Raw genomic sequence first — 15,080 nt, 5'->3', positions numbered from 1 at the left:
CTTGTCCGAAGACCCCGTCGCGCGCTGCGCGACGGGGTTTTTTGCTGTCTGCGATACGGCGGTGGCCGAGCCATCATGGCATGCGCTGCGACGCCATCGAGAGCAAGAGCGGCAGTTGCTTGGCCGAGAACAGACGACCTTCAAGACGCCGATCCGCGAACAATTCGAACAACGAGGCCATCCGTACTACGCGAGCGCGCGGTTTTGCGATGACGTCACCATCGATCCGGTGCAGACGTGGAGGTTGCTGGGAATTGGGTTGTCGGCAGAGCTGAACAGTCCGGCGACGATCCGGTTCCGGGTATTCCGGAGGTGAGCGAGTGCGATCGCTCTGCTTTAAACGCGCGGTGGTCATTGACCATTCCACCGACCGTGGCTGCCAGCTCCGCTGCTGCTGCTTCTGCTGTTGCCGTTGCTGCCGCCTTTGCTTTGCTTTTGATCTACCGGGTCCCCTCAGCGCGGCAGACCCGGCGGGCGAAAACCCGAAGGGCGGCGCGCAGGATGCGCGACGTTTTTCGTTGGCACATGGATGTGCCATCGAAAAATGCCCGTTGGGGCTGCGGACCCGGAGCGCGTAGCGCGGAGGGCGCGCTGCGGGGTGTGCTTTCTTTTGGTTACTTTTCTTTGCACAAGCAAAGAAAAGTGACCCGCGCCAGCGGAAGCTGTTGCTCTTGCTTCAAAGATTCAAGCTTCAAGCTCCAAAGCTTCAAAATCTCAATGCCAGAACCAAGGCAAGGGCAAAGCTTTCGCCTTGCGGCGAGTCACTTTTCTTTGCTCGCGCAAAGAAAAGTAACCAAAAGAAAGCGCGCCCTGCCTTGCGCCCTCCGCGCTGCGCGCTCCGGGTCCGCGTCCATAACGGGGATTCGCGGAAGGGGCATCCTGCCCCTGCCGCGAACGGCGCACATCCTTGTCCGCCGCCCTTCGGGTTTTTCCCCGCCATGGCCGCCGCTTCGGAAGGGAACCGGTAGGTCAAAAGCCAAAGCCAAAGCCAAAGCCAAAGCCAAAGCCCCAGCACCAGCACCAGCCAAAGCACCAGCCAAAGCACCAGCCAGAGCACCAGCCAGAGCAACAGCCAGAGCACCAGCCAGAGCAACAGCCAGAGCAACAGCCAGAGCAACAGCCAGAGCAACAGCAACGCCTCACGCGATGACGATGACAGCGCCGACGGCAGTGGCCCGGCAGTCTGGCGACAGCGATCGCATCGCCTTCGTACGAGACTTTTGCCGCACCCACAGCCATGGCGGCATTGCTGTGCTGCAGATTGAGATGGAACTGGGTCAATGTAATAGTGCGAATACCATCACTTTTGCGTGCGCCATGCTCAGCTCCGCCTACAACGCCGATACCGTTGCCGCCTTCATTCAGGGCGCGCGCCGCCTGCTGGTCCTCACCGGTGCCGGCATGTCCGCCGAGAGCGGCGTGCCGACCTTCCGTGGACAGGACGACAGCCTGTGGGCGCGCTTCGATCCGCAGCAGCTGGCCACCGAAGAGGCGTGGCGGGCGGACCCCGCGCTGGTCTGGGGCTGGTACCGCTGGCGCATGGCGATCGTCGCCCAGGCGCAGCCGCACGCCGGACACCACGCGCTGGTGCGCCTGGCCGGACTGAAGAGCACCACCCTGGCGACGCAGAACGTGGACGACCTGCACCAGCGCGCCGGCAGCGAGGTCGCCGCGCATGTGCATGGGCGCCTGTCGGCGTTGCGCTGCGGCGACTGCGGCCAGGCCTGGCACGGCCTGCTGCCGCCGATCGACGTACAGGCGCCGACCCAGCGCCTGGCGCCGCCGGTGTGTGCGGCCTGCGGCGGCGCGGTGCGCCCAGGTGTGGTGTGGTTCGGCGAGGCGCTGCCGGCCGCCGACTGGGCGCGTGCCGAGAGCGCCGCCGATGCGGCCGACCTGGTGCTGGTAATCGGCAGCTCCGGCCTGGTCTATCCGGCGGCCGGGCTGCCGTTGCGCGCCAAGGAGCGCGGCGCCTACGTGGTCGAAATCAATCCCGAGCCCAGCGGCCTGTCCTCGCGCGCCGACCTGCACTGGCGCGACAGCGCAGCGGTGGCCTTGCCGCTGTTGTTGCAGCGCTGGCCGGCGGGCTGAGGCCAGGCGCAGGCGATCCGCGCCGGCAAGCGGTCAGCGCAACGAACGCAGGAACGCGTCCACCGCGTCGGTATAGGCCGAGGGCAGGCCCAGGTCGTGGTTGATCTCGGCGTGGCTGCGGTCCTGCGGCAGCACCTCGACGCGAATCCGCCGCGCCGTCGCCTTGTCGGCCAGGTGCCGGGCCTGCGCGCAGGCATCGGCGCGGCGGCTCGAGCACACCGCCAGCAGCGGCGGCGCAGCATTGCCCATCTGGTGATACGGCGAGGCGGCGATCCAGTCACTGCGCTGGCTGCCGAAGGCGCGGTCGTATAGCGGCAGGTGCCGCGCCTGCATCACCTGTTCAACGTCCATCGCGGCGCTGTCCAGCGCCACGGTGGCCAGCGGCGCGTGCGCGCCGGCCTGCGCCAGCAGCGTCGGCGACAGGTCCAGCAGCGCCACCAGGTGCGCGCCGGCCGAGTGTCCCATCAACACCATCCTCGCGCCATCGGCGCCCCAGCCTGCGGCCAGCGCCTGCACCTTGGCCACCGCGAGGGCGACATCGCCGGCCTGCTGCAGCGGCGTGGCCTGCGGCAGCAGGCGGTAGTTCACCGAGACCAGCGCGTAGCCCTGCGGCAACCAGTGCGCGACCTTGTTGGCGGCGACGCCGGGGTTGTCCTTGTCGCCATTCGCCCAGCCGCCGCCGTGCACCATCACGATCAGCGGCGCGTTGCGCGCATTGGCGGGCAGGTAGACATCGAAACGTTGCGCTGGATCGGCGCCGTAGGCGACATCGCGCAGCACGCGCGCTCCCTCGGGCAACGGCGCGCGCGGCGCGGCGGCCGACTGCGCCAGACGCTCGCGCAGCCGTTCGCGCAGGCGGCCATCCTGCGCATGCAGCGCTGCGGCGTGCAGCGCGGTCAGCAGCAGGGTTACACCGAGCAAGATGCGGGCGAGCGAGGTCATGAGCGGAGTCCTTGGAGGGCGCAGGCGTGGGCGGGGAGGGTGGCGCGATACGTTACCGATGCGATTGCGACGCGCGCGGCGCACGCCGCGGCAGCGGCTGATGCGGCACGCATGGCGGCCGGCGTCGCCACTACGCCGGCGCTCATGCCTCGCGCACCCGCAGCGTCGCGCGCAGCCCGTGCGGGGCGACATTGTCCAGGCGCAGTTCGCCGTGGTGCTGGCGGGCGACGCGCTCTACGATCGCCAGGCCCAATCCGCTGCCGCCTTGGCCGCCGTGCACGAAGGGTTGCTGCGCGCTTGCGGCCAGTGCCGGATCCAGCCCGGGCCCGTGGTCGCGCACCTCGATGCGCCAGCCGTCGCCGTCCCGCGCCAGGCGCAACTGGAACGGTGCGGCGCCGTGGCGCTCGGCATTGCCGATCAGGTTGCCGAGCGCGCGCTGCAGCGCCATCGGCTTGGCGTACAGCGGCGCCCGCTCCGGCAATTCGGCCTCCCAGGTCGCGCGCGTCGCGCCCAGCGCATGCCGGCACAGTTCGGACAGGTCCAGCGGCGCGCTGGCTTCGTCGCGGCCGTCGCGGGCATAGGCGATGAACTGCGCCAGGATCGCGTCGATCTCGCCGATGTCGCGCTCCATGCCGTCGCGCAGCTCCGGTTCCACCTGCGGCAGCAACGCGAGCGCGTATTGCAGGCGGGTCAGCGGCGTGCGTACGTCGTGCGAGATGCCGGCCAGCAGCAAGCTGCGCTCGGCCGCGGCGCTGCGGACGTCGGCGCTGGCATCGGCCAGGGCGCGCGCCAGGTCGTTCACCTCGCGCGGGCCGCCGCCAGCGATCGGCACGGCGCAGTCGCCACGCACGATATGCGGCGCCGCCAGGGCCAGCTGCCGCAGTGGCAGCACCAGGCGCCGTGCGAAATACGCCGCGGCCAGCCAGACCAGCAGCGCGCAGGCGGCCAGCAATGCCACCGAGAAGCGGCGCACGCCATGGCCGCGGCGTTCGCCGGAGAACGCCACCCACAACGGATCGGGCGTGGCCAGCTTGAGCCACATCGCACCGTCTTCGCCGCGGCGCAGTTGGCGCCCCGAGCCGAGCTGACCGGCGGCGCGCCGTTGTACTTCGTCGGCCAGCACGCCGGCGCGCTTGGCGGCCGGCGGCGGATCGTGCCGGACCTGCAGCCCAGCCTCGTGCAGGGCCGGCTCCAACACCGCGGCCGATGGCGAGCGCTGCAGCGCCTCGGCGACATTGGCGAACCCGTCCAGCGTGCGCAGCAGCTGTTGCGCGGCCGGACGCAGCGCCAGTTCGCGGCCGAGCAGCAGCGCCATCAGGCCGGCACCAGCCAGTACCAGCGCGATCACCAGCGCCAGTTGCCCGAACAGGCTACGCGGCCAGCCATCGCCGGTGCGGCGGATGCGGCTCATGGCGCGGCCTGCGGCGGCACGTAGACGTAGCCGATGCCCCACACGGTCTGGATCAGCCGCGGCGTGCGCGCATCGTCTTCGAGCAACTTGCGCAATCGCGCCACGGTGACGTCGATGCTGCGCGCGAAGGCGTCGTGTTCGCGGCCGTGCGCCAGGCTCATCAGGCGGTCGCGGCTGAGCGGCTGCTGCGGATGCCGCAGCAGTACCGACAGCACCGCGAATTCGGCGGTGGTCAGCTTCAACGGCTGTCCGTCGCGGCTGAGTTCGCGCCGGCCCAGGTGCAGGCGGAAGCGGCCGAAGCCGATTTCGCCGCCGTCCGGCTGCGGCGCGCCGGCGCCGGCCTGTCCGGTACGGCGCAGCACCGCGCGGATCCGCGCCAGCAGCTCGCGCGGGTTGACCGGCTTGGGCAGGTAGTCGTCGGCGCCGATCTCCAGGCCGACGATGCGGTCGATCTCGTCGCCCTTGGCGGTGAGCATCACGATCGGCGTGGTGTCGCCCTGGCCGCGCAGGCGCCGGCAGATTTCCAGGCCGTTCTCGCCGGGCAGCATCAGGTCCAGCACCACCAGGTCGTAGTGGCCGCGCGCCAGCGCCTGCTGCAACTGGGCGCCGTCGGCCACCGCCTTCACCGAAAAGTCCTGGCTTTCCAGATAGCGGCGCAGCAGTTCGCGCAGACGTTCGTCGTCGTCGACCAGGAGCAGGCGGGCAGGGGCGTCGTTCATGGCCGCCACTATCGGCTGCGCCACGGTCGCCGGGCAACGCCCGCCGCCCGGATTGTGTAAGCGGATGTTTCCGGCGCCGCCGGCGGAAACATCCGCTGGCCAGAACGCAACACCTTGCGCCTGCGCGCGGCCTACCGTGTCTCCACCGCAGCGCCCGCGCTGCTCCACGGAGAACGACGATGACCTTCTCGCTACGCAATTCGCTGCTGCTGCTCGTCCTGGCCATGGGTGGCCTGACCACCCTGGCGGCGCCCGAGGCGCAGGCGCGCGAACGCACCCGTACCCGCACCGCCAGCCACGTGGACGGTGCCCGCAGTGCCGCGGTGAACGCCAGCGCCAGCGGCGCCCACGGCAGCCGCACGCGTGCGCGGCAATGGCAGGCCGATGGCCAGGGCAACGCGGCGGGCAGCAGCGGCGCGACCGCCAGCGGCGCCAACGGCGGCTCCGCCACGCGCCAGGGCAGCTTCTACCGCAACGCCGACGGCAGCGCCGGCCGCCAGGGCAGCGCCAGCGTCACCACGGCCAATGGCGGCAGCGCCAGCAGCAGCGGCAGCATGGCCAAGAACGCCGATGGCAGCGTCGCCGGCAGCCGCCAGACCAGCGCTACCGGCGCCAATGGCGGCAGCTACCAGGGCTCGACCACGCTGGCCGATGGAAGCGTCAGCCACACCGGCACCTGCACCAACGCCGCCGGCGAGGTCGTGGCCTGCCGCCCGTAGCCGTCCGCCACCGGCGTGGCGATCACGCGCCCGCGGTGGACAGTCCACCGCGGGCGCGATCGCCCATGTCGCCACTTTCCGTCCATCCTTTATTCGAGAACCGCCATGAAGACCGCCATTGCCCATGGGCTGCTGTGCAGCCTGTTGTTGGCCGGCACCGCCGCCGCACAGACCGCGCCGAGCGCCGCACAGAAGCAGAAACTGCAGCAAAAGCTCGAGACCGCCGACGCCAACGGCGATGGCCTGATCAGCCGCAGCGAAGCCGACGCGTCGCTGCCGCGCCTCGCCAAGCGTTTCGACGCGCTGGACCGCAACCACGACGGCCAACTGTCGGTGGATGAACTGCGCGCGGCCGTGCAGCAGGCCAAGCAACAGGCCGGACAGCGCGAACGCTGAGCCGGCGCGGGGGCTGTAATCCGAGTCCCAGCAGCGGCAGGCACCGCTCGCGTTCCATGGGCGCGAGCCGCGCGCGGTTGCCGTTCGTCCGCCCCCGGCGCGGCGGTTGCCCGCGCTCCGCGCAGTTGGCGCAGATCGGCGCGCACCGCCATGCACGGGCCGCCGCCGGCGGGCTCGCCGAGGCCCTTGCGGCATGGGCGCTCCAGCCGTTTCCAGGCCCGATTCGGCGCCCCGCTGCGGGGATTTGCGGCGTCGCCACGGCAAACGGTTGTCCCGCTTGGCTTTTCGAATTTATGACTACATTTAGCGTTGACGAGGCCCGGGGACCCCACTATCTTGTGGTGGTCGGTTCCAGCAGCCACCAGGCTGCGGGATCAAAAGGGAAGCCGGTGCGGCGCGCGAGCGCTCAGGCCGGCGCTGCCCCGCAGCGGTAATTGGGAACGAACCCGTCACCCGCACTGAGGCGCCCTGCCTTGGGAAGCGACGGGCTAGGAAACCGGCCATCGGCCGTCGCCCATAAGCCCGAAGACCTGCCGACAGCCGCGCGATGCACACAGCGCGGCGCCGACCGTTGAATCTCCGGGGGGAGATGGTCGGTGAAGCGTTGACCGCCCGCAGGCTCGCGCCTGCGCCGTCGCGGTCTCTGCGACACCGCGTCTCCACCCTGCTGATCCGGTCGGAGCGTTGCCTGCGAGGGTCGGGCAGCCAGGTGCACCACGCTTGGAGACCTTCATGAGCCAGACCCACAGCCTGCCGGCCGCAGCCCCCCTCGACACCGCCGATGTCGATCCCACGCCTGCTGCCGCCGCTGCCGCGCAGCCCGATACGGCCGCCAGCGAGCCGAGCAACGACCAGCGCGCCGTGACCTGGATCGTCAAGGACGGCGGCAACCGCCGCATGGCCTTCGACCGTTCGCGCCTGCAGCGCACCCTGGACCGGATCCATGCCGAGTTCCCGCAGCTGGACGTGGCCGACTACGAGCGCAAGGCGTTCGCCTTCGTCGAGAAGAAGGAAAGCCTGTCGGCCGACGAGATGGTCGACTACCTGATCCGCGAGGCCGAGTCGCGCGTGGACATCGCCACGCCGGAGTGGGAGTACTTCGCCGCGCGCCTGTACCTGCACCGCCTGTACAAGCGCGCCAGCAAGAACCGCTTCTACGATGCCGGCGAGAAGTACGGCTCCTACGTCGGCCTGCAGGAAAGCCTGGCCGACCGCGGCGTGTACTCGATCGACATCCTCAAGAACTACTCCAAGGACGAGCTGGCCGAAGCCGGCAAGATGATCGACCCGGAGCGCGACAAGCTGTTCGCCTACAACGGCCTGTACCTGCTGGCCACGCGCTACCTGGCCACCGACAACTCGCGCAAGGTCTACGAACTGCCGCAGGAGCGCTGGCTGACCATCGCGCTGTACCTGATGCAGGACGAAAAGCCACGCGAACGCCGCATGCAACTGGTCGGCGAGGCCTACTGGGCGCTGTCCAACCTGTTCATGACCGTGGCCACGCCCACGCTGGCCAACGCCGGCAAGATCGGCGGGCAGCTGTCGAGCTGCTTCATCGACACCGTGGACGACAGCCTGCAGGGCATCTACGACTCCAACACCGACGTGGCGCGCGTGTCCAAGCACGGCGGCGGCGTCGGCGCCTACCTGGGCTACGTGCGTTCGTCCGGCTCGGCGATCCGCGGGGTCAAGAATTCCAGCGGCGGCGTGGTGCCGTGGATCAAGCAGCTCAACAACACCGCCGTGTCGGTGGACCAGCTCGGCCAGCGCAAGGGCGCCATCGCCGTGTATCTGGACATCTGGCACCGCGACATCGAGGCGTTCCTGGACCTGCGCCTGAACAACGGCGACCAGCGCCTGCGCGCGCACGACGTGTTCACCGCGGTGTGCGTGCCGGACATCTTCATGGAAGCGGTGGAGCGCCGCGGCGAGTGGTACCTGTTCGACCCGCACGAGGTGAAGGAGGTCAAGGGCTGGTACCTGCAGGACTTCTTCGACGAGAAGCGCGGCGAAGGCACGTTCCGCGCCAAGTACGAGGAAGTGGTCGCCGACGAGCGCATCGGCCGCAAGGTGGTCAAGGCCATCGACATGCTGAAGCGGATCATGGTCAGCCAGCTGGAGACCGGCAACCCGTTCATGTTCTATCGCGACGAAGTCAATCGCATGAACCCGAACAAGCACCAGGGCATGGTCTATTCCAGCAACCTGTGCACCGAGATCCTGCAGAACATGAGCCCGACCCGGGTCATCCAGGAGATGATCAGCGGCGACCAGATCGTGACCACCAAGCAGGCCGGCGACTTCGTCGTGTGCAACCTGTCCTCGGTGAACCTGGGCCGCGCGGTCACCGCGCAGCCGGACCTGCTGTCGCCGGACGTGCTGGAGCGGCTGATCCGGGTGCAGGTGCGCATGCTCGACAACGTCATCGACCTCAACGACTTGCCGGTACCGCAGGCCACGATCACCAACCAGAAGTACCGCGCGATCGGCCTGGGCACCTTCGGCTGGCACCACCTGCTGGCGCAGAAGGGCATCGAGTGGAACTCCAGGCAGGCCGAGGACTACTGCGACGAGCTGTACGAGCGCATCAACTACCTGACCATCCAGGCGAGCCTGGCGCTGGCCAAGGAGAAGGGCGCGTACAAGGTGTTCAAGGGCAGCGACTGGCAGAACGGCGAGTACTTCAGCAAGCGCGGCTACGACAGCGCCGAATGGCAGGAACTGGCCGCGCAGGTCAGCATCAACGGCGTGCGCAACGCGTGGATGATCGCGGTGGCGCCGAACATGAGCACCGCGCAGATCGCCGGCTCCACCGCCTCGATCGATCCGATCTACAGCGCGTTCTACTACGAAGAGAAGAAGGACTTCCGCCGTCCGGTGGTGGCCCCGGGCCTGACCGTGGACACCTATCCGTACTACGAGAAGGGCGCCTACCGGGTCGACCAGTTCGCCAGCGTGCGCCAGAACGCGCGCCGCCAGCGCCACGTCGACCAGTCGATCAGCTTCAACTTCTACGTGCCCAGCACCATCCGCGCCAGCACCCTGCTCGACCTGCACATGACCGCGTGGAAGGAAGGCCTGAAGACCACCTACTACGTGCGCTCCAACGACATCGACATCAGCGAATGCGAGTGGTGCTCGAGCTGATCGCCACCCCGTAGCGGCGCCTGCGCGCGCATGGCTTCCCCCTGGGAACGCCATGCGCGCGGTGCGCCGCTCCCGCATCGCCGCGCCGCTTGCCGGCGCGCTTCACCCCACTACCGAATCCTATCCATGGCCATCGCGCTCGACCGCATCAAAATCCTCGAACCGATGCATCCCAACCGTTCCACCGGGATCATCAACGGCACCACCAGCGGCATCCTCAACTGGAACGACATCCCGTACCCGTCGTTCTATCGCGCGTACAAGGAGCTGTCGACCAACTTCTGGATCCCCGACGAGGTGGACATGAAGGGCGACGCCAAGCAGTACGGCGAACTGTCGGCGCGCGAGAAGAACGCCTACGACTCGATCATCGGCCTGCTGGCCACGCTGGATTCGCCGCAGACGCGCTTCATCTACAACGTCGCCGAATACATCACCGACCCGGCCGCGCACGCCAACGCGGCGATCATCGGCCAGCAGGAAGTGATCCACAACGAGAGCTACTCCTACGTGCTGGCCTCCATCGCCGGGCTGGCCGACCAGAACCGCGTGTTCGAGATCGCGCGCACGCACCCGACCATCATCGCGCGCAACCAGCCGATCATGCAGGCCTACGACGACTTCATGCGCGACAAGACCGCAGAGACCCTGCTGCGTTCGCTGATCCAGTCCTCGATCCTGGAAGGCATCAACTTCTATTCCGGTTTCGCGTATTTCTACAACCTGGTGCGGCAGAACCGCATGACCGGTACCGGCAAGATCATCAGCTTCATCAACCGCGACGAGCTGGCGCATACCAAGTTCATCAGCGAGCTGATCCGCGCGATCATCGGCGAGAACGCCGAGCTGCAGACCAACGAGCTGACCGACTACGTGCACCAGGCGTTCGAGCACGCGATCCGGCTGGAGACCGAGTGGTCCGCCGAAGTGCTGGACGGCATCGAGGGCATCGACGTGGACGAGATGATCCAGTACGTGAAGTACCGCGCCAACAAGATGTCCGGCATGCTCGGCATCGAGAAGCTGTACACCGACGCCAGCGATAACGTGATGCCGTGGATCAAGGCCTACGCGGACAATTTCACCGAGACCAAGACCGACTTCTTCGAGATGCGCAACGCCAGCTACAAGAAGACCAACTCGGACAACGGCTTCGACGATCTTTGAGGGGCCGGGATTAGTGATTGGGGATTCGGGATTGGTAAAAGCCGTGCCGAACCTCTCTTTCCCAAACACCGATCTCCTGTCTCCACTCATTGACTCTGAGAAGCAGCGGTCCGGGAATGTGTGAGGCGTGATTTGGTCGCGGTCACGCCGAGTCCGCTTTTACGAATCCCCGCTTTCCCACAGCCGAATGGCTGGTCATCCCGAATCCCCAATCCCCGCCTCATGCGCATCCTGCTCGCCTACGCCTCGCTCAGCGGCAACACCCGCGACGTCGCCCGCCGCGTGCATGCGCAGTGCGAGGCGGCCGGGCACCAGGTGACCTGGATCCATACCGACCTGCAGACCCTGCACGGCGCGCTCGGCGACGCCGCGCGCGCGGCGGACTTCGATCTGCACCTGCTCGGCAGCTGGAGCGACAACGCCGGGCGCACCCCGGCGGAGATGAAACGCTACATCGCCGAGCTGGTCGAGGCGGCGGGCAAGGATGTGGAGGTCGCCGCGTTCGGCACCGGCGAGACGCAGTGGGGACTGGAGTACTACTGCGGCGCGGTCAGGCGCATCGCGCGTTTCTTCGGCAGCGCCTACCCGTTGCTGGAGATCGAGCAGATGCCGCACGGCGACCGCGACAACGCCGCGATCGACGCCTGGTGCGCGCAGGTGCTGGCGCTGCGTGCCGCGCGTGCGCTGCCGGCCGGCGCCGCGCCTGTGGCCGAGGTGGCTGCTGCCGAATCCGCGTCCGCCAGCGCGTCCGGGTTCGCCTCGATGGCGTTGCCGCTGCACGGCAGCGGTTGACGCTGCATTTCGCCCATTCGTTTTTTCCGGCATTGCCGGCGTCGCAACTTCCCACGCCGGGCTTCTTCCGACATCAGACAAGGTCCCGCTCCATGTTCACCACCATCACCGTTGCCACCGCCGAACAGTTCGCCGACGCCATCGCCGCGCATCCGCGCGTGCTGGCCGATTTCAACAAGGACAACTGCCCCGGCTGCCGCATGCTCGACAAGTCGCTGGAGCGCTTCGCCGAGGGCGACAGCGCGCAGGGCGTGACCTTGCTGAAGGTGAAGATGGAAGACGTGGGCGAAGAGTTCTTCCGCGCGCAGGGCCTGCGCCAGACGCCGACGTTGATGCTGTTCCGCCAGGGCGAGGAAGTGGCGCGGGTGCCGGGCTTCGTGCCGCCGGCGAAGATCGACGAAGCGGTGCGCGCGCACCTGGGTTGAGCGCTCGCGGCAAGGCTCTTCTGTAGGAGCGGCTTCAGCCGCGACAGGTTCTACCCGGAGGTCCTGTCGCGGCTGAAGCCGCTCCTACAGGAGCACGTCCGCGTGAACATCCCATACGCTGCGCGCCGTGCTTGACCTCAACCACGCTTGAGGTCGTCCAATAGCGGCTCCCGCACAAGGAGCCACCATGCGCATCGCCCAACTGAGCCTGCCCGTCAGCGATCCCGCGGCCAGCGCCGCCTTCTATCGCGACGTCCTGCAACTCCCGGTCGCGGCCACGCAGGTGCGCATCGGCTGGAGCCTGCTCGATCTGGTGGCCGCCAATGCCGCGGTCGGCAGCGTGCATCTGGCGTTCAACATCCCTGCGGCCCGCTTCGAGGCCGCCTGCGCCTGGCTGTCCCGGCGCGTGCCGTTGCTGCGCGATCCGCTGGGCGAATCGCGCTTCGCGCTCGACGCGGCGTGGCAATCGCAGTCGGTGTATTTCGCCGGGCCCGACGGCGCGGTACTGGAACTGATCGCGCGCAAGCCGTTGCCGGCGCACGCCGTCGCCGACGGCGCGTTCTCCGCATCCGAGCTGCTGTGCATCAGCGAGATCGGATTGCCCAGCGCGCAAGTACCAGCGGTCGCCGCGGCGGCGCAGGAGCGGATGGGGCTGCCGCCGTTCGTGCAGGTATCCGACGCGTTCGCGCCGCTCGGCGATCACGAAGGCCTGTTGATCGTGGTCGATGCGCAGCGGCGCTGGTTTCCCGAGCAACGCCAGCTGCCGTTCGCGCAGGGCGTGCGGGTGGTCGTCGAAGGCGTGCGCGGCGGGCAGGTGTTGCGCGATGCGGCCGGATGGCAGGTGATGTCGCAATGAGGCAGTGCGCCTACGCTTCCCTGTAGGAGCGGCTTCAGCCGCGACAGATTCCTGCCCGCAGGTCATGTCGCGGCTGAAGCCGCTCCTACAGGTGGAGCGGAATCCGCAGCTACCCGCGCTTCCCCGCCGTATGCGCCTGCGCCAGCTGCCACAGATGGCGTACCACCGGCAGCGCCTGCGCGGTGGCCGGCAGCGCCGCCAGCGCCAGCCGCGCCATCGGCACGCGGCCTTCGATGTCCAGGTAGCGCACGCCGGGCAACTGCACCTGGGTGGTCGAGGCCGGCACCACCGAGACGCCGAGTTCGGCGGCGACCAGGTTCACGATCGACGACATCTGCGGCGCTTCCTGCTTGATCTGCAATTCGAAGCCGGACTGGCGGCAGGCCTCGAGGATCTCGTCGTACAGGCTGGTGCCGAAGCTGCGCGGGAACAGGATGAACGGTTCGACGGCCAGCGCCGACAGCGGCGCGCGCCGGCGCTTGGCCAAGTGGTGCGCGGCCGGCACCGCGATCTTCATCGGCTCGTCGGGAAACTTCAGCAGCTGCAGCTCGGGCGGCGTGACCACGCTGTAGCGGATGAAGGCCGCATCCAGGCGTCCCTGCACCAGCGCGGCGAGAAGGCCGGCGGTGTTGGTTTCTTCCAGCGCCAGCGCCACCGCCGGCCAGCCGCGGCGGAAGTTGCGCACCAGCGTCGGCACGATCGGATTGAACGCGGCCGAGGCGGTGAAGCCCAGTCGCAGCACGCCGCTCTCGCCGCGCGCGGCACGGCGGGCGGCGTCGCCGGCGCGTGCCAGGTCGGCGAGCACGCGTTTGGCCTCGACCCGGAACGCGCGGCCGGCCTCGGTGAGGTCCGCGCCGCGCGGGGTGCGCACGAACAGCGGCGTGCCCAGTTCCTGTTCCAGCGCGCGGATCTGCTGGCTCAGCGGCGGCTGCTGGATGCCCAGCTGCGCCGCGGCGCGGGTGAAGTGGCCGGCCTCGGCGACGGCCAGGAAATAGCGCAGGTGGCGCAGTTCCATGTCATATCCAGAAGATATGGAGAATGCCTGGATCATATATTGGACACCGGATCGGCGCAGGCAAATACTGGCCGCCCTCGTTCGTTGCCGCGTCGCCGTGACTATTTCCAGCCAATGCCCGTCGCTGCAGGCCGTGGACAATGCGCGGCTGTTGCGCATCCGCCTTGCCCTGTTCCTGGCCGGCTTCGCCACCTTCTCGCTGCTGTACAGCGTGCAGCCATTGCTGCCGGCGTTCGCGCGCGAATTCGGAGTCGACGCGGCGACCAGTTCGCTGCCGCTGTCGCTGGCCACCGGCGGCCTGGCGATCGCGATCTTCTGCGCCGGCGCGGTGTCGGAGAATCTGGGCCGGCGCGGGCTGATGTTCGTGTCGATCGCGTTGGCGGCGCTGCTGAATTTGGTCGCCGCGTGCCTGCCGCACTGGGGCGCGCTGGTCGTGGTGCGCGCGCTGTCCGGCGTCGCCCTGGGCGGGGTGCCGGCGGTGGCGATGGTGTATCTGGCCGAGGAAGTGCCGGCGACCAAGCTCGGCGCGGCCACCGGTCTGTACGTGGCCGGCAACGCGTTCGGCGGCATGGTCGGGCGCATCGGCATGAGCGTGTTCACCGATCATTTCGACTGGCGTACCGCGCTGGCGGCGGTCTCGGCCATCGACCTGCTGGCCGCGGTCGGCTTCGTGCTGCTGCTGCCGCCCTCGCGGCATTTCGTGCGCCGCCGCGGCATCAACCTGCGCTTCCATCTGCAGGCCTGGGGCGGGCATCTGCGCGACCGCTACCTGCCGTGGCTGTTCGCGATCCCGTTCCTGGCGATGGGCGTGTTCGTCAGCGTCTACAACTACGCCGGCTTCCGCCTGGGCGGGCCGGAATTCGGGCTCAGCCAGAGCCAGCTCGGCATGATCTTCAGCGCCTACGTGTTCGGCATCGTGTCCTCGTCGGTGGCCGGCGCCGCGTCGGACCGCTTCGGCCGCGGCCCGGTGGTGCTGGCCGGCATCGCGGTAGCGGCGCTCGGCGTGGCGCTGACCATCGCGCACGTGCTGGCGGTGGTCATCGCCGGCATCGTGCTGCTGACCATCGGCTTCTTCATCGCGCACTCGGCGGCCAGCGCCTGGGTCGGCCGCCTCGGCGGGCGCAACAAGGGCCATGCCGCGTCGCTGTACCTGCTCGCCTATTACAGCGGCGCCAGCCTGATCGGTTCGCTCAGCGGCGCGGCCTGGCAGCACGGCGGCTGGAACGCGCTGGCAGGCTGCTGCCTGTTGTTGCTGGGCATCGCCCTGGTGGCCGCGCAGGTATTGCGCCGTGGCGCCGACGACAGCCGTCCGTACGGCCGCTTCGGTCCGCATCCGCCGCGCGGCGAATAGCGGATGGGGAATGGGGAGTGGGTTAGAACAAAGCAAAGGCGATTGCCTG

15 protein-coding genes and 1 riboswitch are annotated in these 15,080 nt (G+C 68.6%); of the genes, 10 read left to right on the top strand and 5 right to left on the bottom strand.

Features of this window, described 5'->3' with window-relative positions; all coding sequences use genetic code 11:
- Position 1 precedes the first annotated feature (1 nt).
- The gene (locus HEP74_RS20475) at positions 2–316 is read left to right on the top strand and encodes a carboxyltransferase domain-containing protein (RefSeq protein WP_185814423.1); all 315 of its coding nucleotides are present in this window, start codon (positions 2–4) and stop codon (positions 314–316) included.
- Positions 317–706: 390 nt separating this feature from the next.
- On the opposite strand, the gene HEP74_RS20470 is transcribed toward HEP74_RS20475, so the two are convergent.
- Positions 707–1,129, bottom strand: coding sequence for a hypothetical protein (locus HEP74_RS20470; RefSeq protein WP_185814422.1), 423 nt, complete (start codon positions 1,127–1,129; stop codon positions 707–709).
- Between the two features lie 188 nt (positions 1,130–1,317).
- On the opposite strand from HEP74_RS20470, the gene HEP74_RS20465 reads away from it, so the two are divergent.
- On the top strand, positions 1,318–2,088 hold the full coding sequence (locus HEP74_RS20465; RefSeq protein WP_185814421.1) for an SIR2 family NAD-dependent protein deacylase: 771 nt from the start codon (positions 1,318–1,320) through the stop codon (positions 2,086–2,088).
- A gap of 33 nt (positions 2,089–2,121) precedes the next feature.
- Here the strand turns inward: HEP74_RS20465 and HEP74_RS20460 are convergent, their stop codons facing one another.
- The 3 genes from HEP74_RS20460 to ompR all read right to left on the bottom strand — a co-directional run bounded on the left by HEP74_RS20460 (position 2,122) and on the right by ompR (position 5,160).
- The gene (locus HEP74_RS20460) at positions 2,122–3,030 is read right to left on the bottom strand and encodes an alpha/beta hydrolase (protein WP_185814420.1); all 909 of its coding nucleotides are present in this window, start codon (positions 3,028–3,030) and stop codon (positions 2,122–2,124) included.
- 142 nt (positions 3,031–3,172) lie between these two features.
- Entirely contained in the window at positions 3,173–4,441 is a 1,269-nt protein-coding gene (locus HEP74_RS20455; protein ID WP_185814419.1) for an ATP-binding protein, read from the bottom strand.
- Positions 4,438–5,160 carry an osmolarity response regulator transcription factor OmpR gene (gene ompR / locus HEP74_RS20450; protein ID WP_185814418.1) on the bottom strand — a complete coding sequence of 241 codons (723 nt, stop codon included), beginning with the start codon at positions 5,158–5,160 and terminating at the stop codon, positions 4,438–4,440. The genes HEP74_RS20455 and ompR overlap by 4 nt, the downstream gene beginning before the upstream one ends.
- 179 nt (positions 5,161–5,339) lie before the next feature.
- Here ompR and HEP74_RS20445 point away from each other — a divergent pair, with 179 nt between their 5' ends.
- From HEP74_RS20445 to HEP74_RS20415, 7 genes are all read left to right on the top strand, one after another.
- Positions 5,340–5,879 (top strand): hypothetical protein, encoded by a 540-nt coding sequence (locus HEP74_RS20445; RefSeq protein WP_255427816.1) that lies wholly within the window; start codon positions 5,340–5,342, stop codon positions 5,877–5,879.
- Positions 5,880–5,984: 105 nt separating this feature from the next.
- A complete protein-coding gene (locus HEP74_RS20440) occupies positions 5,985–6,275 on the top strand; it encodes an EF-hand domain-containing protein (protein WP_185814417.1) in 291 nt (96 codons plus the stop codon).
- Between the two features lie 329 nt (positions 6,276–6,604).
- A riboswitch (cobalamin riboswitch) is annotated at positions 6,605–6,827 on the top strand.
- Between the two features lie 180 nt (positions 6,828–7,007).
- Entirely contained in the window at positions 7,008–9,425 is a 2,418-nt protein-coding gene (locus HEP74_RS20435; RefSeq protein WP_185814416.1) for a ribonucleoside-diphosphate reductase subunit alpha, read from the top strand.
- Positions 9,426–9,551: 126 nt separating this feature from the next.
- On the top strand, positions 9,552–10,592 hold the full coding sequence (locus tag HEP74_RS20430; RefSeq protein ID WP_185814415.1) for a ribonucleotide-diphosphate reductase subunit beta: 1,041 nt from the start codon (positions 9,552–9,554) through the stop codon (positions 10,590–10,592).
- A gap of 222 nt (positions 10,593–10,814) precedes the next feature.
- Positions 10,815–11,384: a flavodoxin gene (locus HEP74_RS20425; RefSeq protein ID WP_185814414.1), complete on the top strand. Its 570-nt coding sequence runs from the start codon at positions 10,815–10,817 to the stop codon at positions 11,382–11,384.
- A 92-nt stretch (positions 11,385–11,476) separates the two neighbouring features.
- Positions 11,477–11,809: a thioredoxin family protein gene (locus HEP74_RS20420; RefSeq protein ID WP_185814413.1), complete on the top strand. Its 333-nt coding sequence runs from the start codon at positions 11,477–11,479 to the stop codon at positions 11,807–11,809.
- A gap of 187 nt (positions 11,810–11,996) precedes the next feature.
- On the top strand, positions 11,997–12,665 hold the full coding sequence (locus HEP74_RS20415) for a VOC family protein (RefSeq protein WP_185814412.1): 669 nt from the start codon (positions 11,997–11,999) through the stop codon (positions 12,663–12,665).
- Positions 12,666–12,774: 109 nt separating this feature from the next.
- Here the strand turns inward: HEP74_RS20415 and HEP74_RS20410 are convergent, their stop codons facing one another.
- On the bottom strand, positions 12,775–13,680 hold the full coding sequence (locus HEP74_RS20410; protein ID WP_185814411.1) for a LysR family transcriptional regulator: 906 nt from the start codon (positions 13,678–13,680) through the stop codon (positions 12,775–12,777).
- Positions 13,681–13,777: 97 nt separating this feature from the next.
- On the opposite strand from HEP74_RS20410, the gene HEP74_RS20405 reads away from it, so the two are divergent.
- Positions 13,778–15,031 (top strand): MFS transporter, encoded by a 1,254-nt coding sequence (locus tag HEP74_RS20405; RefSeq protein ID WP_185814410.1) that lies wholly within the window; start codon positions 13,778–13,780, stop codon positions 15,029–15,031.
- Positions 15,032–15,080: the final 49 nt, after the last annotated feature.

Source organism: Xanthomonas sp. SS (genome assembly GCF_014236835.1).
In the GTDB taxonomy this organism is placed as follows: Bacteria; Pseudomonadota; Gammaproteobacteria; order Xanthomonadales; family Xanthomonadaceae; genus Xanthomonas_A.
Note: the sequence above shows the minus strand (reverse complement) of the source record. Positions and strands in the feature narration are given on the sequence as shown.